This window comes from Zobellella sp. DQSA1, assembly GCF_041950555.1.
Lineage (GTDB): Bacteria > Pseudomonadota > Gammaproteobacteria > Enterobacterales > Aeromonadaceae > Oceanimonas.
This window is the reverse complement of the sequence record NZ_CP169531.1, coordinates 1,281,963-1,304,575: the sequence shown is the minus strand read 5'-3', so window position 1 is coordinate 1,304,575 and position 22,613 is coordinate 1,281,963. Positions and strand designations below refer to the sequence as shown.

The following is a 22,613-nucleotide window of genomic DNA, read 5'->3' as shown; positions in this document are numbered from 1 at the left end:
GCCCCGCATCAGACTGCTGTCGGGAGCGGGGCTAATATTAGCGATCCGTTTAACGGGATACAAGCGCAATTTAAAAAAACAAATTCAAGTGAACAAAAAGACGGCAAGACGGAGATTATACCACCGCTTCGGCAATATAATGCGCCAATCGCTCCACCTGCGCCTTATCCGCCCCTTCCACCATTACCCGAATCAAGGGCTCGGTTCCAGACTTGCGTAACAGGACTCGCCCCGCCCCAGCCAGCTCGGCTTCGGCCTCGACCACCCGCCGCTGCACTTCGCTGCTGGCCAAGGGGTCGCTACCGGCGTCAAAACGCACATTCACCAGCACCTGGGGGAACAGGATTAACTCACTGCGCAGCGCCTGCAGACTCCGCCCATCGCCAACCATGGCCCGTAATACCTGTAATGCGGCCACGATGCCGTCCCCGGTGGTATTGTGATCCAGGCTGATAATATGGCCAGAATTCTCCCCACCCAGCTTCCAGCCGTACTCTTTCAACAACTCCAGCACATAGCGATCGCCCACCTTGGCCCTGGTAAAGGCAATGCCCCGCTTGGCCAGTGCCAGCTCCAACGCCATGTTGCTCATCAGGGTACCAACCACGCCGCCGCCCAGGGTTCCCCGCTGGTGGGCATCCCGCGCCATGATATAGAGTACTTCATCACCATCGACCAAAGCACCGGTATGATCCACCATCACCAGCCGGTCACCGTCGCCGTCGAAGGCGACCCCCAGATCGGCCTTGTGTGACAGTACCTCTTTGATCAGCGCCTGGGGTGCGGTGGAGCCGACCTTGTCGTTGATGTTAAAACCATTGGGCTGAACACCGGTACGGATCACCTGTGCTCCCAGCTCTTCGAACACCGCCGGAGCAATATGGTAGGTCGCGCCATGGGCACAGTCGATGACCATTTTCAGGCCGTCAAGGTGCATCTCGGACGGGAAAGTGCTCTTGCAGAATTCAATATAACGCCCGGCGGCATCATTGATGCGCGTGGCCTTGCCCAATTGCTCCGATGACACGCAGTCCATCGGCTGTTCAAGCAGAGCCTCGATGGCCAGCTCCACCTCATCCGGCAGCTTGGCACCGTCGTGGGAAAAAAACTTGATGCCGTTATCGTAATAGGGGTTATGGGAGGCGCTGATCACAATACCGGCTTCAGCCCGGAAGGTCCGGGTCAGATAGGCGATGGCCGGTGTCGGCATGGGGCCAAGCAGCGCGGCCTGCAGCCCCGCGGCGGACAATCCTGCTTCCAGTGCCGATTCCAGCATGTAACCGGAAACCCGGGTGTCCTTGCCGATCAGCACCTTCCTGGTACCGGTTTGCGACAACACCTTGCCCGCCGCCCAGCCCAGTTTCATCACGAACTCGGGGGTAATGGGATAGTCCCCTACCCGCCCGCGTATACCGTCGGTGCCAAAATATTTTCTGCTCATCTATGTTATCCCTGATAATGTGCGGCCTGTTGCCATACCCGTACGGCATCGGCCATCGCTTTTACATCGTGCACCCGTACTATGCGTGCCCCCTGGCCGATGGCGAAGAGGTGCGCCGCCAGGCCGCCGGCCAGCCGCTCATCCAGCTCCCGGTCCAGCAACTGTCCCAGCATGGACTTGCGCGACATGCCCACCAGCAGCGGCAGTTCCAACTCCCGCAGCCGGCCGAGACGCCCGAGCAGTTCATAGTTGTGCGCGAGCGACTTGCCAAAGCCATAACCAGGATCCAGGCAGAGCCTTGAACGCGGGATACCCGCCGCCACGCAGGCCTGCACCCGCCCCTGCAGAAAGGCGCTGACCTCGGCGGTCACGTCCCGGTAGTCGGGCGCCTGCTGCATGGTCCTGGGTTGCCCCTGCATATGCATCAGGCATATCGCGGCCCCGCTGTCGGCCGCCACCTGCAGGGCCCCCGGTTCACGCAGGGCACGGATATCATTTATTAGATCGGCGCCGGCCGCGACGGCGTCACGCATCACCGCCGCCTTGCTGGTATCAATCGAAATCCAGCAGTCCAACTCGGCCCGCAGTCGCTCGATGATCGGCAGTACCCGCTCCAGTTCCAGCTGCTCGGCAACCGCATCGGCCCCCGGCCGCGTCGACTCGCCGCCCACATCGATGATGGTAGCGCCATCGTCAACCATCTGCCGGGCATGGCGCAGAGCTGCGTCTTCGGCAACGAAACGTCCGCCGTCGGAAAAGGAGTCGGGCGTAAGATTGAGGATGCCCATGACCTGGGGTGACGATAAATCCAGGCTTCTGGATGAACTTGATAACAGCATAAACAGCGGGTTCCCAAAAATAAAAAAGCCCCGGACAGGCGATTGTCCGGGGCTTAATTTATCACAAAAACTCAGTTGCTGGTGGCATCACCAGGCTTATTCAGATCCGGTGAGGCAGACTTGGTCTCATCCGCCGGCTCTTCCTTCTTGTCATCGGCGCTGGCGGCCGGTCCCTGCGGCTTGTCATCCGGTTCGTCTTTCCAGTCTGCCGGTGCCCGCACTTCACGCCGCGCCATCAGATCATCGATCTGTTTGGCATCGATGGTTTCGTACTTCATCAGCGCATCCTTCATGGCGTGCAGGACATCGATGTTATCCATCAGGATCTGCTTGGCTCGCTGGAAGTTGCGCTCGATCACATCCTTCACTTCGGCGTCGATGGCCTTGGCGGTTTCATCGGACATGTGCTTGACCTTGGCCGCGGTGCGGCCGAGGAAGACTTCGCCTTCTTCATCCGCGTACAGCAAGGGGCCCAGTTTCTCCGACAGGCCCCACTGGGTCACCATCTTGTGGGCAATCTCGGTGGCCCGCTCGATGTCGTTGGAAGCACCGGTGGTGACCTTGTCGAAACCGTAGATGATCTCTTCCGCCAGGCGGCCGCCATAGAGGCTGGAGATCATCGACTCCAGGTGCTGCTTGCTGTAACTGAAGCGATCCTGCTCCGGCAGGTACATGGTGACCCCCAGGGCCCGGCCACGGGGAATAATGGACACCTTGTACACGGGATCGTGCTCGGGCACCACGCGGCCGACGATGGCATGACCGGCTTCGTGATAGGCGGTCATCTCCTTCTCGGACTCGGACATCACCATGGAACGACGCTCGGCGCCCATCATGATCTTATCCTTGGCCTTTTCGAACTCTTCCATGGACACCAGGCGACGGGCGGAACGAGCGGCAAACAGTGCCGCTTCGTTGACCAGGTTGGCCAGGTCGGCACCGCTGAAGCCGGGAGTACCACGGGCAATCACGCTGGCATTGACGTCGTCGGCCAGAGGCACCCGGCGCATGTGTACCTTGAGGATCTGCTCCCGGCCGCGCACATCGGGCAGCCCCACCACCACCTGGCGATCGAACCGACCGGGACGCAGCAAGGCCGGATCCAGCACATCGGGTCGGTTGGTGGCGGCGATAACGATAACCCCCTCGTTACCTTCGAAACCGTCCATCTCCACCAGCATCTGGTTCAGGGTCTGCTCTCGCTCGTCATGACCACCGCCCAGACCGGCACCGCGCTGGCGACCAACGGCATCGATCTCGTCGATAAAGACGATACAGGGCGCCGATTTCTTGGCCTGTTCGAACATGTCACGAACCCGCGAGGCCCCCACACCCACGAACATTTCGACAAAGTCGGAGCCGGAAATGGTGAAGAAGGGCACCTTGGCTTCACCGGCGATGGCTTTGGCCAGCAGGGTTTTACCGGTACCGGGCGGACCCACCAGCAGGATACCGGTAGGAATGCGGCCACCCAGTTTCTGGAAGCGACTGGGATCACGCAGGTAATCCACCAGTTCTTTCACGTCCTCTTTGGCCTCATCACAGCCGGCCACGTCGGCAAAGGTGGTTTTGACCTGATCTTCACCCATCAGTCGCGCCCGGCTCTTGCCGAAGGTCATGGCGCCCTTGCCGCCGCCACCCTGCATCTGGCGCATGAAGAAAATCCATACCCCGATCAGCAGCAGCATGGGGAACCAGGAAATAAAGATAGACGTCAGCAGGCTCGGCTCTTCGGGTTTTTCACCCACCACGCGGACGTTATTGTTCAGCAGGTCGTTCAGCAGCTGAGGATCTTCCGAAGGCAAGATGGTGGTGAAACGATCACCGCTGCGCTTGACCCCATTGATGGTCTTGCCATCCATACGGACTTCACGTATCTGCCCTTGGGCTACTTCCTGCACAAAGGTGGTATAGTCCGTCTGGCGTCCACTCGGCTCACTCGGGCTAAAGCTCTGGAAAACCGACATTAACACCACGGCTATGACCAACCACAGGATCAAATTCTTCGCCATGTCACTCAAATTACTAACCTCACCGGCTGACAGTTTATGACTCGGACAGGGTACTACAGTTTAAAACCTGTAGCCACAATGTAGACTTCCCGTGAGCGGGCCCGCGAGGAGTCGGGCTTTCTCACCTTGACCACACTGAAAGACCGGCGAACTTCCAGAAGGAATTCATCGAAGCCGGCTCCCTGAAATACTTTAACCACAAAACTTCCCTGGGGAGCCAATACCTGTCGGCACATGTCCAGCGCCAGCTCCACCAGATACATGGATCTGGGCTGATCCACCTCGGGAGTGCCGCTCATGTTGGGGGCCATGTCCGACAGCAGCGTATCCACCTTGGCGTCTCCCACCCGCTCAAGCAGGGCACCCAACACCGCTTCCTCGCGGAAGTCGCCCTGCAGGAAATCGACGCCGGCAATGGGATCCATCGGCAGTATGTCGCAGGCGATGACCTTGCCCTGCTGCCCCACCTGCTCCACCGCATACTGGCTCCAGCCACCGGGGGCGGCTCCCAGATCCACCACCGTCATCCCCGGCCTGAGCAGGCGATCCCGGCCCTGTAATTCTTCAAGTTTAAACACGGCACGCGAGCGCAGGCCTTTTTTTTGTGCCTGTTGCACATATTTATCGTCAAAATGCTCTTTGAGCCAGCGCGTCGAGCTGGCCGAGCGTTTTTTCTTACCCATTAAATTATCGCTCTGCTATTACCATTGAAGCCTAGATGGGGGTACAATAGCCCCCTTTCAACCTATTTAACTGAAGCATTTTGCAATGACCCTGAATAATAAGCAAAGACAATACCTCAAGGGACTGGCCCACAGCCTGAAGCCGGTGGTATTGCTTGGCCAGCATGGCCTGACCGAAGGCGTACTGGCCGAGATCGACCTGGCCCTGAATTTCCATGAACTGATCAAGGTCAAGGTTGCCGCCGAAGACAGGGAAGTCAAAACGCTGATCATGGACGCCATCGTCCGCGAAACCGGTGCAATCAAGGTACAGACCATAGGTCATATCCTGACCCTGTACCGCCCCAGCGAGCAGAAGAAGATCACCCTGCCCAAAGCCTGAGTGCCCGAGGGTCGGTTCATCCGACCCGTCTCGCTTGCCCACGTTCCGCTTGTGCCTCTTTATCTCTTTACTCCCTTTTAAATTATTTCCCTTTCAAGCTGCTATCCGGCAGGCTGGAGATAATACTATTAGCATTTAGCTACAGTGTGGTTGCCATGCCCGTCCATCCCTATCTGACCGACGAGGAACTCGCCCTGCTGAGCGAACTGTATCAGCAGGATCGGCCGGAAACACTGCTCAGCCTGACCATGGCCATCGACGCCAATATCAGACCCTTGCTCGAACAGGCATCGCACCTGGAACTGAAGCTGGAGCTCGGAAACGTCAAGCTGCACTTTCCGGTGACGCTCAGGCACCAGGTTGCCACCGAAGAGCAGGCAGAACTGAGCCCGCCCAACATCATTACCGACGGCTTTCCCCCCCGCGCCTGGCGTCTGCCCAGCCCACAGGATCTGCAGTTGTACCAGCCCAATGGCAGACCCCTGGCCGCCGAAATCCGCGATCTGTCGATCAACGGCATGCGCCTGCTGTCCCGTCGCTGCCTGTTCAGATCGCAACACAGCAAGAAGATATTACTGAAACTGGGTCAGGAGCAGGTGCTGACACTCAAGCTGCAGCTGGTACGCCAGCACAAGGGACGACATTTCTGGTTGACGGCGGTCCAGTTCGAGCTGGCCATGGCTGACCGCATAACCCTGTCCGATTTTGTATTCAGAGGCTTTCTGCAGGAAATAAACAAAAGACAGCAGGCATAACCGGCTGTCTCTTTCGTCGGGGGCTAGACCGCAATTACAGGTATTCGACCTTGAGGATTTCGTATTCCACATCGCCGGAAGGTGTCCTGACGATGGCTACATCGTCCTCTTCCTTGCCGATAAGGGCTCGGGCGATCGGGGAATTCACGGAAATCAGGTTGGACTTGATATCCGACTCGTCGTCCCCCACCACCCGGTAGGTGATCTCCTTTTCGTCCTCCACCTTGAACAGGGTCACTGTAGCCCCGAAGATCACCTTGCCGTTGTTGGGCAACTTGGTGATATCGATGATCTGGGCATTGGACAACTTGGCCTCAATTTCCTGGATACGACCTTCGCAGAATCCCTGCTGCTCACGGGCAGCATGATACTCGGCGTTTTCCTTCAAATCACCATGCTCACGGGCATCGGCAATGGCTTCGATAATTTGCGGGCGACGCACAGACTTCAGGTAGTCCAGTTCTTCACGCAGTCTCTGCGCACCGCGGATGGTCATCGGTGTTTGCTTCATAGTGGAAACCCGGTTCCTTTACCAAACAATAAAACAACGAAAACCCTACCGGCAAACGGCATAGGGCTCGTATCACAATAATCCGTTTCAGCCGCTGGGCTGTTTTTCAAGCAGCCCAGCCTAATACAGAGGACTCAGCGGGTCAAATCATCGAAGAAACGCTTCACGCCTTCGAAAAAGCCTTCCGACTTGGGTCTGTGCTTCTTGGCCGCCAGGCCGCCACAAGAGTCCTCGAGCTGGCGCAATAGCTCTTTCTGCTCATCAGTCAGGTTGACGGGCGTTTCGATATAGACCTTGCACACCAGATCGCCCAGCAGGCCGTTGCGGGCCGAGCGCACCCCTTTGCCCTTGAGCCGGAACATGCGCCCGGTCTGGCTTTCCGCCGGGATCTTGAGCTTGACCCGGCCGTCCAGGGTAGGCACTTCCACCTCGCCGCCCAGGGCCGCGGAAGTATAGCTTATCGGCACTTCGCAATAGAGGTTGTTGCCGTCACGAACGAAGATATCGTGCTCACGCACATGCACCTGGACATAGAGATCGCCAGCCGGCGCACCGGCCTCCCCGGCCTCCCCTTCACCGGACAGGCGAATACGGTCACCGGTATCCACTCCGGACGGGATCTTGACCGACAAGGTCTTGGTTTTCTGGTAACGGCCCTCGCCATGGCACTTATGGCAGGGGTCGGTGATGATCTTACCCTTGCCACGACAATGGGGACAGGGCTGCTGCACGGTAAAAAACCCCTGGCGCATCTGTACCTGGCCGTGACCGTGGCAGGTAGGACAGGTCTTGGCCTGGGTGCCGGGCTTGGCGCCACTGCCGTCACAGACGTCACAACCGACCAGGGTCGGCACCTTGATCTCTTTGGTGACGCCCCGCACCGCTTCTTCCAGCGTCAATTCCATGTTATAGCGCAGATCGGCACCACGGGACGCCCGCTGCTGCCGGCGCTGACCACCACCGAAGATATCACCGAACACGTCACCGAAAATATCGCTGAAGTCGGCACCGGCTCCGCCAAAGCCATGACCACCCTGCTGGCCGTCCACACCGGCATGACCGAATTGATCGTAGGCCGCCCGCTTCTGGCTGTCGGTCAGTATTTCATAAGCCTCGGTGGCTTCCTTGAACTTGTCACCCGCATCCGCATCTTCTTTATTGCGATCAGGGTGATATTTCATCGCCATCCGCTTGTAGGCTTTCTTGATCTCGCGCTCATCGGCTCCCTTGGAAACCCCGAGCACTTCATAATAATCTCGTTTCGACATAGGCTACTAGCTTACCTGAGTCCTAATTACACAAAGGCGGGCGTTGGAGTCCCAACGCCCGCACTGTCAGCGTCAATGCGCCGGGTTGGCCATTACTTTTTGTTGTCGTCTTTCACTTCTTCAAACTCGGCGTCAACCACGTCGTCATCGGACTTGTTACCGCCTTCCTGAGCTCCGCCCGCATCGTGCGCCTGAGCCTGAGCCTTGGCCTGAGCCGCTTCCATCAGCTTCTGGGAGGCTTCCAGCAGCGCCTGTTGCTTGGCTTCGATCTCGGCCTTGTCCTCACCGCGAACGGCAGTTTCCAGGGCACTCAGGGCAGACTCGATGGCGCTCTTGTCGTCGGCGGCCAGGGCATCACCGGCTTCTTCCAGCTGCTTGCGGGTGGCATGCACCAGGCCGTCGGCCTGGTTACGGGCCTGAACCAGCTCTTCGAACTTCTTGTCTTCCGCGGCATTGGCCTCGGCCGCGCGCACCATGGCTTCGATCTCTTCCTCGCTCAGGCCAGAAGACGCCTGGATGGTGATCTTCTGTTCCTTGCCGGTGTCCTTGTCCTTGGCGGACACATGCAGGATACCGTCTGCGTCGATGTCGAAGGTCACTTCGATCTGCGGCAAGCCGCGCGGTGCCGGACGGATACCCTCCAGGTTGAACTGGCCCAGTGACTTGTTGTCACCGGCACGCTTGCGCTCGCCCTGCAGCACGTGGATGGTCACCGCAGACTGATTGTCATCGGCGGTGGAGAACACCTGGGATTTTTTGGTCGGGATGGTGGTGTTCTTTTCGATCAGCGCGGTCATCACGCCGCCCATGGTCTCGATACCCAGCGACAGCGGAGTCACGTCGAGCAGCAGCACGTCCTTCTTGTCGCCGGACAGTACCGCGCCCTGAATGGCGGCGCCCACTGCCACGGCTTCATCCGGGTTCACGTCCTTGCGCGGCTCCTTGCCGAAGAAGTCGCTCACCGCTTTCTGTACCAGCGGCATCCGGGTCTGCCCCCCGACCAGGATAACGTCGTCGATATCGGATACGGACAGGCCGGCATCCTGCAGCGCGGTACGCACCGGCTCCAGGGACTTCTTGACCATGTCTTCCACCAGGGATTCCAGCTTGGCGCGGGTCACCTTGATGTTCAGGTGCTTGGGCCCGGTGGCATCGGCGGTGATATAGGGCAGATTGACTTCGGTCTGCTGGGCGGAAGACAGCTCACACTTGGCTTTCTCCGCGGCTTCCTTCAGTCGCTGCAGCGCCAGCATGTCGTTACGCAGATCGAACCCCTGCTCGCGCTTGAACTCCTCTACCAGATAGGTGATAAGACGGTTGTCGAAGTCCTCACCACCCAGGTGGGTGTCACCGTTGGTGGCCAGTACTTCAAAGGTTTTCTCGCCGTCCATATCATCGATTTCGATGATAGAGATATCGAAGGTACCACCGCCCAGATCGTACACCGCCACCTTGCGATCGCCCTGGGCCTTGTTCACGCCGTAGGCAAAGGCCGCCGCGGTCGGCTCGTTGATGATGCGTTTTACGTCCAGGCCGGCAATACGGCCGGCATCCTTGGTGGCCTGACGCTGGGCATCGTTGAAATAGGCAGGTACGGTGATAACGGCTTCGGTCACCGCTTCGCCGAGGTAGTCTTCGGCGGTTTTCTTCATTTTTTTCAGCACTTCGGCAGAAATCTGTGGCGGAGCCATCTTCTTGTCTTTGACTGCCACCCAGGCATCGCCGTTGTCGGCACGGATGATGCTGAACGGCATGATCTTGATGTCACGCTGCACTTCTTCGTCTTCGAAGCGGCGGCCGATCAGGCGTTTGATGGCAAACAGGGTATTTTTGGGGTTGGTGACCGCCTGCCGCTTGGCTGGCTGGCCGACCAGGGTCTCGCCGTCATCGGTATAGGCGATGATGGAGGGAGTGGTACGAGTACCCTCGGCGTTTTCAATAACCCGCGGGGTATCCCCATCCAGGATGGCAACGCAAGAGTTGGTGGTACCCAGATCGATGCCGATGATTCTACCCATAAAATCCTCTCTCAATATCTTAAATACGGTAATAAGCGTTTGGTGTTTTGCCTTAGTGCCTATATGTGGTTGCCGCTACCGGCTTTCAAGACAGACATCACATTTTTTTGGCGGTACCGGCGACTCAGGCCTGAGTATCGATGGACGGGCCCTTGGCCACCATCACCATGGCGGGCCGAAGCACCCGGCCGTTCAGTTCATAGCCCTTCATCATCACCGCCAGCACCGAGTTGGGGGCCACCTCGCTGCTCTCGATCATGCTCATGGCCTGATGCTTGTTGGGATCAAAGGGCTCACCTTGGGGATTGATCTGCACCACGCCGAATTTTTCCACCGTGCTGAGCAGGGATTTCAGGGTCAGTTCCACCCCTTCGCACACCGCCTTGAAGGCATCGTTTTCCTTGTCGGTGTGCTCCAGCGCCCGTTCCAGGCTGTCGATGACCGGCAATAATTCACCGGCAAATTTCTCCAGAGCGAATTTCTGGGCTTTTTCCACGTCCTGGGCCGCACGGCGACGGATATTCTCCATCTCGGCCAGCGCCCGCAGGGCATTCTCTTTTTCGGTCTGGACATGGGCTTCGGCATCTGCCAGCTTTTGTTCCAGCTCGGCTACATAAGCCGCATCCGGTGGGCTCGGCTCGGCATTCGCCGTCGCTTCGGTTTCTACCGTCAGCGGCTCCTGCTCGGCGGACTGCTCTGCCTCAACCTGGTGTTGTTTGCTGCTCATGTTGTCTCCCGTCTGTGTTAACCAACTTTGTGCCTATATGGGGGCTGCCGGGACGATTTCAAGAGGGTTTTTAAAGAGCCTCGTTCAGCCGGGTAGCGTTGAACCCCAGGGTTATTTAGAATAAGACCACTTATTCAGCCAGGGAATGCGCCGCCGCATTGCTGACACCGCCAGGCCAACACATCGATGGAAACCGACTTCAATACCATTGCCCTTATCGGTAAACCGGATCACGAAGGAGCCAACCAAACCCTGGTGGCACTGTATCACTACCTTGTTCAACTGGGTCTTAAGGTGGTGATCGAACGACGTGTGGGTGAACAGCTCCGCCTGGAACAGGCCGAACTGCTGGAAATGATCGAACTGGGCGAACGGGCCGATCTGGCCATCGTGGTGGGCGGCGACGGCAATATGCTGGGCGCCGCCCGGGTGCTGGCGCGTTTCGATGTGGCAGTAGTGGGCGTCAACCGGGGTAACCTGGGTTTTTTGACCGATTTGTCACCGGACAGCTTCGAGCACCCCCTCGAGCGCCTGCTGGCCGGCGACTACCAGGCCGAATACCGTTTCCTGCTGGAAGCCCAGGTGCATCGCCATGGTCAGCTCAAGGCCAGCAATACCGCCATGAACGAGGCAGTGCTGCACCCGGGCAAAATCGCCCATATGATCGAGTTCGAGGTCTATATCAACGGGCATTTCATGTACAGCCAGCGGGCCGATGGCATGATTGTCGCCACCCCCACCGGCTCGACGGCCTATTCGCTGTCTGCCGGAGGTCCCATCCTGACTCCCAACCTCAACGCCATCACCCTGGTGCCCATGTTCCCCCATACCCTGAGCTGCCGACCCATCGTGATCGATGCCGACGCCCAGGTGAAGCTGGTGGTCGCTCCCACCAACAAGACCGAACAGATGCTGATCAGCTGCGATGGCCATGTGTCGCTGGCAGTCCAGCCCGGCGATGAAATTCATATCTACAAGAGCCCCTACAAACTCAAACTGCTACACCCACGCGGCCATAACTACTTTGAAGTGCTGCGCAGCAAGCTCGGCTGGGGCAGCAAATTGTTCTGAGCGATCGGATGCCCCTTGATACTGTACAAAACAACAGTATACTGTATTTTAATACAGCCTCGTTTTGTGCAGGAGTCCACCATGTTGCTTCAGCTCACCATCAGCAATTTTGCCATTGTCTCTTTCCTTGAGCTGGACTTGCGCCCGGGTATGACCAGCATCACCGGCGAAACCGGCGCCGGCAAATCCATCGCTATCGATGCCCTGGCCTTGGCCCTGGGGGAGCGGGCCGATGCCGACTCGGTCCGTCCCGGCGCTGACAAGGCCGATATCAGCGCACGTTTTCGCATCGACCAACTCCCCAGGGTAAAGGCCTGGCTGAGCGAGCAGGAGCTGGATGAACAAGATGAGTGCATACTGCGCCGTACCCTGAGCAAGGAAGGGCGCTCCCGTGGCTACATCAACGGCACCCCGGTGCCCCTGTCCCAGTTGAAGGCCCTTGGCGGCCTGCTGGTCAACATCCACGGCCAGCATGCCCACCAGGAGCTGCAAAAGCACGACTACCAGCGCCGCCTGCTCGACGCCTATGCCGGCCACCATCAGTTGCTGCAACTGGTCAGCCAGCACTATCAGCACTGGCGCCAGCTCAGCAATGAGCGCAAGCAACTGCAAAACGAGCAGGCCCAGTGGCAGGCTCAGCGCCAGTTGCTGGAGTACCAGGTGGCCGAGCTGGATGAACTGGCCCTGGCCGAAGATGAGTTTCCCGAACTTGAAGCGGAGCACAAACGCCTGGCCAATGGTGCCGAGCTGCTCAACGACTGTCAGCTGGTACTCAATGTGCTGGCGGATGGCGAGGAAACCAATGCCCTGCAACTGCTACGCCAGGGCTTGAAGACCCTGCTCGAATTAAGCCAGATAGATGCCCGGCTCGGTCCGGTTCAGGACATGATAGAAAGCAGTCTGATCCAGCTGGAAGAGGGGCACAGTGAACTGAGCCGTTACCTGGATCGGCTTGAGCTGGATCCGGAACGCCTGTACGAGGTGGAAGCCCGGTTGGGCAAGGTGATGGAGCTGGCCCGCAAGCACCATGTGCCACCGGCAGAGCTGTGTGATTTTCATCGGGAAATAAGCGGTCGTCTGTCAGAAATGGAGCATAACGACTTCCGTCTGCTGGGGCTGGACGAGGAAGTGGAACGGGCCCGGGAAAACTTTCTGCAGGCAGCGGAACGGCTCAGCCAGAGTCGGCAACGCTATGCCTGCTCACTCGACCGCCAGATAACCCAGAGCATGCACCAGCTCAGCATGGAACACGGCCGCTTTGAAATTAAGGTAACCACCGACGACGGCGGCTATTCACCGCTCGGTATCGACCGGATAGATTTCCTGGTCAGCACCAACCCGGGACAACCGCTCAGTCCTCTGGGCCGGGTTGCCTCCGGCGGTGAACTGTCACGCATCAGCCTGGCCATCCAGGTGATCACCGCCCAGAAGGTGGAAACCCCAACGCTGATCTTTGATGAAGTGGACGTGGGCGTCAGTGGCCCCACCGCGGCCGTGGTAGGCAAGTTGCTGCGCCGGCTGGGCGACTCCACCCAGGTACTGGTCATTACCCATCTGCCGCAAGTGGCCGGCAATGGTCACCAGCACTTTTTCGTCAGTAAGAACAGTGCCGACAACGACACCCAGACTCGTATGCAGGAACTGGACGAACACAGCCGTCTGCAGGAACTGGCCCGACTGCTCGGCGGCAACAGGATAACGCCCAACACCCTGGCCAATGCCAGGGAGTTGCTGGTTTGCGGTGAGGCCTGTCAAGGATAAGCTGCAAACCCGGCTTTCACCGGGCAACCGCTTGTTCTAAACCAGCCGGCGGGCGGCGCCGATGACAATATCGATGGCCTGTTGCTCGGCTTTTTTCATCGTGGTTTCATCAGGAATTTCCTGCTGGGTGCGGTTGACGATCACTCCGGCCACACAACCGGCCCGCAACCCCTGGCTGGCACACATGGTAAGGAGGGTGGCAGACTCCATTTCATAATTCAGTACCCCCATCGCCTGCCATTCTTTCATGCTGCCCTGGAATTTGCGCAATACCCGGGCGGAATGGGTATCGTAGCGCTCCTGGCCGGGGTAGAAGGTGTCCGAAGAAGCGGTGATCCCCACATGAGGAGCGATCCCCATGTCCCGGGCGGCATCCACCAGCGCGCAGGTACAATCGAAGTTGGCTACCGCCGGAAACTCCATGGGAGCAAAATGGCTGCTGGCGCCGTCCAATCGTACCGACCCCATGCTGACAATCATGTCACCGACACTGATATGAGTCTGGATGGCCCCGGTTGTGCCAATGCGCAGGAAGGTGGAAACCCCCAATTGGGCCAATTCTTCCACCGCAATAGAAGTAGAGGGCCCGCCGATACCGGTAGAGCACACCACGACAGGCTTGCCGTCCAGCTCGCCGAGCCAGGAGGTGAATTCACGCTTGCTGGCCAGATGGCGGGGATTACCCAACTGCTCGGCAATACGCTGTACCCGTTCAGGATCGCCCGGAATAATGGCTAACGTCGCCCCTTTCAGATCCTCATCGGTAATGCCCAAATGAAACACATGCTTTGTCATCGCCTCACCCCTTAAAGGTATAGTTAGAGATGAAGATATTAAGCCAGCAGCAAAAAAATGACCATGACCCAGCTCACTGAACCAATTGATGGTTTGCGGGTCTAGTTTTTACAACACAAGCACCAACGGCTATGATGCCCCCAGGTCACACAGGATATTATCCAGCTATGCAACTCAAAACCTTGATTTTACCTTTATTTTTGGCTCTTCCCCTGGCCGGCTGCGGCCTGGTGTACAAGGTCGACATCCCCCAGGGCAACTACATCGAAGAAAAGCAGGTAGTCCAGCTGCGCCAGGGCATGACCAAAGAGCAGGTTCGCTTTTTGCTGGGTAATCCCATGAGCCTCGATGGTTTCAATGACGACAAGTGGGTCTACCTCTATTACTTCAAACCGGGACGGGGCGACATCGAGCAAAAACAGCTGACGCTGGACTTCAGCAACGATGCCCTGCTATCGGTTCAAGGCGACTTTCCGGTATCCGAGGATTTTCATCGGGGACTGTAACGAAGTGGCGGGCTGAAGGTCACTGATGCCCGTATGGCCCGGAGGGCCGCCTGCGTCGGCCCCGTTGATTTATTTTCTGGTTCTCTTCGGGTCGGGCCTGCCGCCGGTCACCTTGTCGGCCCGCCCTTCCTCTTTCGCCTGCTCGGCACGGCGCCGGCGGATTTCTTTGGGGTCCGCCAGTAAAGGCCGATAGATTTCTATCCTGTCGCCATCGTGCAGTGGCTGCCCAAGCTTTACCTGACGCCCGAACACACCCACCATATCGGTGTCGAGATCGATTTCCGGATATTGCTGTAAAATACCCGATTGCTCGATCACCTGCCTGACCGTATCGGCAGCGGGCACCTTCAGACTCAGCACCGTTTGCTGGTACGGAAGGGCATACACCACTTCAACCCGGATAAGATTCACTGCCGTATACCTCCCTCGCCCGCTCGCTGAACGCATGCACCATGGCATTGGTCAGTTCCTTGAATACACCGCCGAAGGCCAGCTCTACCAGGCGCGAGGTAAACTCGAAATGCAGCTTCAGTTCAACCTTGCAGGCATCGACGTCCAGGGGAGTGAAAGTCCAGCCGCCACTGAGAGACTTAAAGGGACCGTCCACCAGCTCCATTTCGATACGCTGATGAGGTTCCAGTAGATTACGGGTGGTAAAGGTCTTGCGGATCCCGGCCTTGGCCACATCCAAGGCTGCGGTAATGCTGTTGCCCGACTCGGACACAATGCGACTGGCCACGCAACCCGGTAAAAATTGAGGGTAGGCATCCACGTCGTTAACCAACTCATACATCTGTTGCGCACTGAACATCACCAGTGCGCTGCGGGTAATACTGGGCATAACCTCTCCTGCCACCAAAACCCCTTGATGTTAACACCAATCAGGGCCGGGCTCATCGCCAACACTGTACAAAAAACCGACGGTCGCCATATCACCAATTCCCAAGCTCCTATCGGCACCGTATAATGCCGCCACTATGACAAAAAACAAAGCCAAGAAAAAAACCGGTTCCAGCACCATCGCCGTTAACCGCAAGGCACGGCACGAATACTCCATCGAGGAAAAATTCGAAGCCGGTGTCGAGTTGCTAGGATGGGAAGTCAAAGCGCTGCGGGCCGGCAAGGTCAACATCGGCGAGGCCTACGTGTTCATGCGAAACGGCGAGGCCTTTCTGTTTGCCGCCACCATTACCCCTCTCAACATGGCCTCCACTCACGTGGTCTGTGATCCCTTGCGCACCCGCAAGCTGCTGCTGCACAAGCGCCAACTGGACCGCCTCACCGGTCTTATTGAACGGGAAGGCTACACCCTGGTGCCGCTGTCCCTGTACTGGTCCAAGTCCTGGGTCAAGGCCGAGATCGGCTTGGTAAAAGGCAAGAAGTCCCATGACAAGCGCCAAGATGTCAAAGAGCGCGACTGGCAGCGGGAAAAAGAGCGGATGATGAAACATAAGATCCGCTGAGGCTTGTTATTTAGCGGCGATTGAAATAAGATCAACACTCAACTTGGGGCTGATTCAGGATTCGACGAGATTCTCGAACTCCAAGGTGCATGCCGAGGTGCGATAGGCCTCGTAAAAAAATCGCAAAAAATAGTCGCAAACGACGAAAACTACGCACTAGCAGCTTAATAACCTGCAAGAGCCCTTCTACCCTAGCTTGCCTGTGACTTAGGGAATTGGAAGGTCATCCTTCACAGGATCGCGTGGATGCCGTGCCTGACGGTTGAAGCGTTAAATCCAATTCAGGATAGTCATTCTGTGGCGTGTCTGTCCGCAGCAGGTGGCGAAATTAATGACTGACTAAGCATGTAGTACCGACGATGTAGGTTTTTCGGACGCGGGTTCAACTCCCGCCAGCTCCACCAATCGATTGGAAAGCCGCCGCAAGGCGGCTTTTTTTTTAAATCAATTAGTTAAAAGACTGGCTCAGCCTCTCGCTTTAGTTTCCTCGAGTTCCTTCACGCACCGGGCTCCGTCTCCTTCAAGGGTATCATCGCCTCTATCTCTTCCGCCGGGCCCGGGCGGGCGAAGAGATAGCCTTGATACAGGCCACAGCCGTTGGCTTGCAGCATGGCGAGCTGGTCTTCGGTTTCGACCCCTTCGGCAATGACTTCCAGTTTCAGGCTGCCAGCCATGGCGGTAATCGCCCGGATAATGCTGAGACTGTTGTCATCGCCGGGCAAGGCCCGCACAAAAGACTGATCAATTTTCAGTTGATCAAGAGGCAGCTGCTGCAGATAGTGCAACGAGGAATAACCAGTACCGAAATCATCGATGGCAAAGCGAATCCCATATTGTTTGAGGATCCTCATACGCTCAATTGCCTTGGGCATGTCATTGATCAGCATGGACTCGGTCAGCTCGAACTTCAGCCTGGACGGGGCAGCGCCGGTTTGCCCAAGCACATTGAGCACCTCGTCGATAAAACCGCTCTGGTACAACTGAGCCGGGCTGATATTGACCGACACGGTAAAGTCATGGAAGGCCGGCAGCCGGGTCCAGCACGCCATCTGCTCACAGGCACGCAACAACACGATGCGATCGATTCGATGCATCAAACCGGCAGCATCGGCCACCTCGATAAAGGCGCCGGGTGTTAGTACACCCCGGCTGGGATGGCGCCAGCGAACCAGGGCTTCGGCCCCAGTCATCTCCCGCCTCGCGTTAAACTGTGGCTGAAAATAGACACAAAACTCGCCGGCGTCCATCCCCCGAATAATCTCTTCCTCCAGCAACAGCCGCTGGGAAATGACCTCCTGCATCACCGGATCGAAGAAGCGCCACTTGCCCTTGCCGGCGGATTTGGCTTCATACATAGCCAGTTCGGCCTGTTGCAGCAATTCATCCGCCGATGGGCTGTGATCATCCAGGGTGACCAGTCCCAGGCAGGCACTTCCCCGCAGTACATGGGCTTCATGCACATAAGGCTGCTCCAGTACCTCCATCAGCTTGTGCGCGATATGCTCAAGCCGGGCTGCCGCTGGCTCATCGGATAACTCTCCCAGCAGGATCACAAATTCGTCACCTCCCAGGCGGGCTACACAATCGGTTTCGCACACCACCTGATTCAACCGTTGCGCCGCCTGCTGCAGCAGTTGATCTCCGACCTGATGCCCCCAGAGATCGTTGATACCCTTAAAATGATCCAGGTCGATAAAAATTACGGCGCCCAGCTTGCCGCCACGGGCGCTCACCGCCTGGGCCTGCTTGATCCGCTCGAGCAGCAAGCGCCGGTTGGGCAAACCGGTCAAGGCATCATAAAACGCCAGGTGATTGATTTTTTCGGCGTCTCGTTTACGTTCGGTCATGTCGTTGATGGCCGCCACATAATGACTCACCCTGCCGCCCTGATCCTTGACCGCGCTGATCGACAGCCACTGCGGATAGAGCTCGCCGGACTTGCGCCTATTATGAATTTCCCCCTGCCAGTGTCCTTGAGTTTCAATACATTGCCACATCTGCCGATAGAACTCGTAACCATGCTTGCCGGAACTGAACACCTTGGGTGTCTTGCCCACAACGTCTTCCGGGGTGTAGCCGGTAATCTCGGTAAAGGCCTTGTTCACCCGCAAAATACGATTGTATTCGTCGGTGACCAGCATGCCCTGGAAACTCTCGAACGCCACGGCCGCAATACGTAACTCGGTTTCACTTTTAACCCGGGCACTGATATCACGGCTCAGGATCACGACCGCCGGTTTGCCATCGAACCGGCCATCCAGTGGCTGCGCCAGGCTCTCGAAGATCCGGCGCCCGCAGCGCGTTTCCACCTCGTAATTCAGGGTATTGACCCTTTTCTGGCGCAGGGTCCGGGCAATAAATGCCAGAAAACAAGCCGCCTGTACCGGAGGAAATAGATCCCGCACATTTTTTCCGATGATGCAGTCTGCCGAGGCAGAGAGCAGGTTGGCGTCCGAGGCCATCACTTCCAGGTAGCGCCCATCGCCGTCGATCACAAACATCAGGTCCGGTAAGGCACCGGTAATCGCCCTCAGCCGCGCCTCGCTTTCTCGTAATGCCCGCTGTTCCCGCCGTCGCTGCTCTGCATCGTTCAAGATAAAGACCAGTACCAGGGTCAGCGGTATCATCACCAGCAGAAACGGCCAGAGCAGCGGCAACAAGGGGTGATGTTGTTCCGGCGACACCGTCAAAAACACAAGTGACAAGGTCATCAGGTGCAACAGCATCACGACCGGCAGCAAGTGCCATAACTCCAGTCGGACCCATCCCCGGTTCAGCGCATAGCGCATGGCCAGGCCAAACGCCAGCGCCATCACCATGTTGAATATGCCGGGTACCGCCCCCTCCCCCCCCAGCCATAACCGGAATGCGCCGGACAGCAGCAAGGCCAGCCCCCCGGAAACCGGCCCGGCAAAGAGGCCGGCCACAAAAAGCACGGCGTTGCGCGCATCCAGCAGCACCCCGGGAGAAATCGTAAAGGGCACCTGCATACAGGCGATGGCGATGGCGCCAAACCAGAGACCCGAGGTCAGGATCAACAACCGTGGATGCTGCTGTCCCTGACGGACGTTGAGCGTCAGCAACCAGCCCGAGGCGAGGAGAAGCATGGCTTGTTCAATCACGGATATCAGCATGGAAGGATCAGGGCGGCAGAGTGAATCGGCATGGACAGGTTGAAAATGACCCGTCTCTCATTATTTTTAGTAACTACTAATAAAGAGGTAAAAGTGTAACAGAAAGTATACTTAATACCCATATAAAGCTCATGGAGACACTCTCCTGCCATAATAATCGGCCAGCGCCCCGGCTGCCATCAGCCAAGGCGGGATACCGGGCCGGAAAGCCCGGCGCCATCCTTCCCGGCGGTAATAAAGGGCTCCATCACAATACATGGCTCAAAACGTCATGGTTTATTGCATACACTGGATACAGACTTTTCCTGCACAAGGGATGACCATGCTTGGATCCCCCCCCTATGCCCTGCCTGAGCTCAATGAACTGGCCGAGCTGGCGCTGAGCGCCGGTGCTCATGCGCAGCTGGAAACCTTGGGCTGCGTGCACGATGGCCAGGATGGGTTACCGCTGCAGTTGCTCCGGCTTGGCACCCGGGCGGCCGATGCCCCGGCCTTGGGACTGTTCGGCGGCGTTCATGGGATTGAGAGGATCGGTAGTGCCGTGGTACTGGCCTATCTTCACTCCCTGGTGGCCAGCCTGCGCTGGTCCAGCCTGACCCACAGGTTGCTGGAGCGGATCAGTCTGGTATTTATGCCGGTCGTGAATCCGGTCGGCATGCTCAGAGCGACCCGCTGTAACGGCAATGGGGTGGATATTATGCGCAACAGTCCGGTGGAGGCCGACGACTCCGTCTACTGGCCCCTGGGCGGGCAGCGCCTGAGCCGTCATTTGCCTTGGTATCGAGGGCACCGACTGGAAACGGAATCCGAAGCCCTCTGCCTGGCCGTGGAGCGTTATTTGATCGGGCGCCCCTTCGCCCTGGCGCTGGATTGTCATTCCGGGTTTGGTCATCGGGACCGATTGTGGTTCCCCTTTGCCGGCAGTAAGGCCCCCCCGCCCCGCCTGGCCGAAATCATGGCCTTACGGGAGCTGTTTCTGACCACCTACCCCAACCACAACTACTACGACATCGAGCCCCAATGGCTGCACTACATGGCCCACGGCGATCTCTGGGATCACCTCACCCTTGCGCACCGGGACAGTCCCGGTATCTTCCTCTCCTTCACCCTGGAAATGGGCTCCTGGCTGTGGGTACGCAAGAATCCTCTGCAACTGCTGCGTTTTACCGGCCTGTTCAACCCGGTAAAACCACACCGGCACCAGCGGGTACTCCGTCGTCACCTGATCCTGATCGACTTTCTGGCCCGGGCGGTAGAAAGCCACGCCATCTGGCTGCCGCCCCCACAGCGACACCATCATCTCCAACAGGTGGCCCATGACCTGTGGGTTGAGCAAGGGCGAGGCCATGACTAAAAACTGGATACTGTTGCGGGGATTGATGCGCGAGCAACGTCACTGGGAAGACTTTCCCCGCCGCTTTCGGCAACACTTCCCCGATGACAACCTGATACTGGCGGATCTGTCCGGCTTCGGCACCGAACATGGCGAAACCAGCCCCTTGTCCATCACGGGCATCACGGAGCGGCTGCGGCTGCGTTGGCACCCTTGGCTACGGCAGGGGCCGGTTCACCTGTTGGCCCTGTCCCTCGGCGGCATGGTCGCCATCGACTGGGCCAGCCGCCACCCACAGCAACTGGCTGGTCTGGTGCTGATGAACACCAGCCTGGCCGGATTCAGTCCCTTCTACCAGCGGCTGAGGCCTCAAGCCTACTGGCCCCTGCTGAAATGGCTGCTGTGGCAACGGGATCCGCAGGCCCAGGAAGCCGCCATACTGCACCTGACCAGCCGGCGCTTCGCCGAAGATCAGGAACTCCTCGCCCGCTGGACCCGTTATGCTCGGGAACACCCCGCCACCCGGCGCAACACCCTGTGCCAATTGCTGGCCGCCCTGCGCTACCGCCCACCGAGTCGTTCCCCCTCGGTGCCCATGCTGGTGCTGAACAGCCAGGGGGATCGATTGGTCAATCCCCGTTGCAGCCAGGCCCTGGCCGAAGCCTGGCACCTGCCGCTGCGCCGCCATCCAGTTGCCGGCCATGATCTGCCCCTGGACGAGCCGGAGTGGGTATGTCGCCAGGTGGCCTCCTGGCTGGCAGAGGAGGCGCCAGGCGGGAACAACATGAGTTACAAGCCCGTCACCTCATGTTAGCCAGGTGAAAAAATCATGCGCGACTGGCAATCTTCCTTCATCCAACAGTTTCAGCTGCAACCTGACACCTGCCGGATCAAGCTGGTGGTGGCCTGGAGATGCTGAATTCGGGCCCGGATTTTTCCCTGGACCACTTCCGGGTGCTGGCGGCCCATGGCTGAATGTATTAAGCCCTGATTGCCGAACAAGCCAAGGCGTCACGGCCATCCCCGCATCGTGCCCCTGTATCCGGGTGACATCCTGTTCCCGGCATAAGCACCGGCAGCCAGGGTCACCGCCGGCTCTCCTGGTATTTGAGCCAGGTTGCAAAATTGTGGTTTATACGTAACGGAGCTTGACGCTCACAGGAGTCTGACCAAACTTAGGAAGAGGTAAAAACGGATGAAACGGTTTTTACCCTGAACCAGCCGCTTGCCGGTAGCGATAGTTAAGGGGATAACGCTATGATTTTAAACCATATCTGGGGCCTGTATGCGCACCCCAAAGAAGAGTGGCATACCATAGACCACCATCACGAAAGTTTGAACTACAGCCTGATCCACCTCGCGTTCATTGCGCTGATACCGGCGGTCTGTACCTTTATTTCCGCCACCATGATCGGCTGGAGTTTCGGCACCAGCAACACCATCATGCTGACCACCCAGAGCGCCCTGATGATGTCGGTGGGCATGTACTTCACCCTGATCGCCGGGGTGTTCGCTCTGGCCTACCTGACCTTCTGGATGGCCAAGACCTTTGGCGCCAGCCCTAACTTTACCCAGAGTATGGAACTGGCCGCCTACACCGCCACCCCGCTGTTCATGACCGGGCTGGCGGTACTCTACCCCGAGCCCATCTTCCTGATGCTGGTCGGCCTGGCGGGGCTGGCCTATTCAGTCTATCTGCTCTACTCCGGCGTCCCTATCATCATGCACATTCCCGAAGAGCGCGGCTTTATCTACGCCAGCTCGGTCGTGACCTGCGGCCTGGTGCTGCTGGTATGCATCATGGTCGGCTCCGTTATCGTCTGGAGCTGGGGTCTGGGACCCGTCTACACCCAGTGAGGTGAAATAACAGGCACGAAAAAGGGGTCTTGCGACCCCTTTTTGATGTCCTGAGCG

21 protein-coding genes and 1 other RNA gene are annotated in these 22,613 nt (G+C 58.1%); 10 read left to right on the top strand and 12 right to left on the bottom strand.

The genetic code is table 11. From position 1 onward, the window contains the following. Positions 1-115: 115 nt before the first annotated feature. From glmM to rlmE, 4 genes are all read right to left on the bottom strand, one after another. Positions 116-1,441 (bottom strand): phosphoglucosamine mutase, encoded by a 1,326-nt coding sequence (gene glmM, locus ACEVBK_RS06330; RefSeq protein ID WP_375057751.1) that lies wholly within the window; start codon positions 1,439-1,441, stop codon positions 116-118. A gap of 5 nt (positions 1,442-1,446) precedes the next feature. Beyond that, positions 1,447-2,280 (bottom strand): dihydropteroate synthase, encoded by an 834-nt coding sequence (folP, locus tag ACEVBK_RS06325; RefSeq protein ID WP_375057749.1) that lies wholly within the window; start codon positions 2,278-2,280, stop codon positions 1,447-1,449. A gap of 71 nt (positions 2,281-2,351) precedes the next feature. Beyond that, positions 2,352-4,301: an ATP-dependent zinc metalloprotease FtsH gene (gene ftsH, locus ACEVBK_RS06320; RefSeq protein ID WP_375057748.1), complete on the bottom strand. Its 1,950-nt coding sequence runs from the start codon at positions 4,299-4,301 to the stop codon at positions 2,352-2,354. Between the two features lie 44 nt (positions 4,302-4,345). Next, the gene (gene rlmE / locus ACEVBK_RS06315; protein ID WP_375057747.1) at positions 4,346-4,975 is read right to left on the bottom strand and encodes a 23S rRNA (uridine(2552)-2'-O)-methyltransferase RlmE; all 630 of its coding nucleotides are present in this window, start codon (positions 4,973-4,975) and stop codon (positions 4,346-4,348) included. 85 nt (positions 4,976-5,060) lie between these two features. Here rlmE and yhbY point away from each other — a divergent pair, with 85 nt between their 5' ends. Both yhbY and ACEVBK_RS06305 read left to right on the top strand, forming a co-directional pair. Then, positions 5,061-5,357: a ribosome assembly RNA-binding protein YhbY gene (gene yhbY / locus ACEVBK_RS06310; protein WP_375057746.1), complete on the top strand. Its 297-nt coding sequence runs from the start codon at positions 5,061-5,063 to the stop codon at positions 5,355-5,357. A 155-nt stretch (positions 5,358-5,512) separates the two neighbouring features. Beyond that, the gene (locus tag ACEVBK_RS06305) at positions 5,513-6,112 is read left to right on the top strand and encodes a PilZ domain-containing protein (RefSeq protein WP_375057745.1); all 600 of its coding nucleotides are present in this window, start codon (positions 5,513-5,515) and stop codon (positions 6,110-6,112) included. Between the two features lie 34 nt (positions 6,113-6,146). Here the strand turns inward: ACEVBK_RS06305 and greA are convergent, their stop codons facing one another. The 4 genes from greA to grpE form a co-directional block, all read right to left on the bottom strand. Further along, positions 6,147-6,623, bottom strand: coding sequence for a transcription elongation factor GreA (gene greA, locus ACEVBK_RS06300; protein ID WP_375057744.1), 477 nt, complete (start codon positions 6,621-6,623; stop codon positions 6,147-6,149). Between the two features lie 134 nt (positions 6,624-6,757). Then, the gene (gene dnaJ / locus ACEVBK_RS06295) at positions 6,758-7,891 is read right to left on the bottom strand and encodes a molecular chaperone DnaJ (protein ID WP_375057743.1); all 1,134 of its coding nucleotides are present in this window, start codon (positions 7,889-7,891) and stop codon (positions 6,758-6,760) included. A 92-nt stretch (positions 7,892-7,983) separates the two neighbouring features. After that, entirely contained in the window at positions 7,984-9,909 is a 1,926-nt protein-coding gene (dnaK, locus tag ACEVBK_RS06290; protein ID WP_375057742.1) for a molecular chaperone DnaK, read from the bottom strand. Between the two features lie 124 nt (positions 9,910-10,033). Beyond that, positions 10,034-10,636 carry a nucleotide exchange factor GrpE gene (grpE, locus tag ACEVBK_RS06285; protein WP_375057741.1) on the bottom strand — a complete coding sequence of 201 codons (603 nt, stop codon included), beginning with the start codon at positions 10,634-10,636 and terminating at the stop codon, positions 10,034-10,036. Positions 10,637-10,822: 186 nt separating this feature from the next. Here grpE and nadK point away from each other — a divergent pair, with 186 nt between their 5' ends. Then, the gene (gene nadK / locus ACEVBK_RS06280; RefSeq protein ID WP_375057740.1) at positions 10,823-11,707 is read left to right on the top strand and encodes an NAD(+) kinase; all 885 of its coding nucleotides are present in this window, start codon (positions 10,823-10,825) and stop codon (positions 11,705-11,707) included. 81 nt (positions 11,708-11,788) lie between these two features. Next, the gene (recN, locus tag ACEVBK_RS06275; protein ID WP_375057739.1) at positions 11,789-13,468 is read left to right on the top strand and encodes a DNA repair protein RecN; all 1,680 of its coding nucleotides are present in this window, start codon (positions 11,789-11,791) and stop codon (positions 13,466-13,468) included. Between the two features lie 36 nt (positions 13,469-13,504). Here recN and udp read toward each other — a convergent pair whose 3' ends face one another. Beyond that, complete coding sequence (gene udp, locus ACEVBK_RS06270; RefSeq protein ID WP_375057738.1) at positions 13,505-14,263, bottom strand: uridine phosphorylase; 759 nt, start codon at positions 14,261-14,263, stop codon at positions 13,505-13,507. A 167-nt stretch (positions 14,264-14,430) separates the two neighbouring features. On the opposite strand from udp, the gene ACEVBK_RS06265 reads away from it, so the two are divergent. Beyond that, positions 14,431-14,769 (top strand): outer membrane protein assembly factor BamE, encoded by a 339-nt coding sequence (locus tag ACEVBK_RS06265; RefSeq protein ID WP_375057737.1) that lies wholly within the window; start codon positions 14,431-14,433, stop codon positions 14,767-14,769. Between the two features lie 69 nt (positions 14,770-14,838). Here ACEVBK_RS06265 and ACEVBK_RS06260 read toward each other — a convergent pair whose 3' ends face one another. Further along, positions 14,839-15,216 (bottom strand): RnfH family protein, encoded by a 378-nt coding sequence (locus ACEVBK_RS06260; protein WP_375057736.1) that lies wholly within the window; start codon positions 15,214-15,216, stop codon positions 14,839-14,841. Then, positions 15,161-15,610: an SRPBCC family protein gene (locus ACEVBK_RS06255; RefSeq protein ID WP_375057734.1), complete on the bottom strand. Its 450-nt coding sequence runs from the start codon at positions 15,608-15,610 to the stop codon at positions 15,161-15,163. The genes ACEVBK_RS06260 and ACEVBK_RS06255 overlap by 56 nt, the downstream gene beginning before the upstream one ends. A gap of 136 nt (positions 15,611-15,746) precedes the next feature. Between ACEVBK_RS06255 and smpB the strand changes: the two genes are divergently transcribed. Together smpB and ssrA are read left to right on the top strand one after the other, a co-directional pair. Further along, positions 15,747-16,232, top strand: a complete 486-nt coding sequence (smpB, locus tag ACEVBK_RS06250) for an SsrA-binding protein SmpB (protein WP_375057733.1) — start codon at positions 15,747-15,749, stop codon at positions 16,230-16,232. A 45-nt stretch (positions 16,233-16,277) separates the two neighbouring features. After that, positions 16,278-16,636, top strand: a transfer-messenger RNA (tmRNA) gene (gene ssrA, locus ACEVBK_RS06245). A 93-nt stretch (positions 16,637-16,729) separates the two neighbouring features. Here ssrA and ACEVBK_RS06240 read toward each other — a convergent pair. Continuing rightward, entirely contained in the window at positions 16,730-19,339 is a 2,610-nt protein-coding gene (locus tag ACEVBK_RS06240; RefSeq protein ID WP_375057732.1) for an EAL domain-containing protein, read from the bottom strand. 349 nt (positions 19,340-19,688) lie between these two features. On the opposite strand from ACEVBK_RS06240, the gene ACEVBK_RS06235 reads away from it, so the two are divergent. The 3 genes from ACEVBK_RS06235 to ACEVBK_RS06225 all read left to right on the top strand — a co-directional run bounded on the left by ACEVBK_RS06235 (position 19,689) and on the right by ACEVBK_RS06225 (position 22,556). Continuing rightward, complete coding sequence (locus ACEVBK_RS06235; protein WP_375057731.1) at positions 19,689-20,720, top strand: DUF2817 domain-containing protein; 1,032 nt, start codon at positions 19,689-19,691, stop codon at positions 20,718-20,720. Then, positions 20,713-21,513 (top strand): alpha/beta fold hydrolase, encoded by an 801-nt coding sequence (locus ACEVBK_RS06230; protein ID WP_375057730.1) that lies wholly within the window; start codon positions 20,713-20,715, stop codon positions 21,511-21,513. Before ACEVBK_RS06235 ends, ACEVBK_RS06230 begins: the two co-directional genes overlap by 8 nt. Positions 21,514-21,956: 443 nt before the next feature. Further along, complete coding sequence (locus ACEVBK_RS06225; RefSeq protein ID WP_202086241.1) at positions 21,957-22,556, top strand: Yip1 family protein; 600 nt, start codon at positions 21,957-21,959, stop codon at positions 22,554-22,556. Positions 22,557-22,613 lie beyond the last annotated feature (57 nt).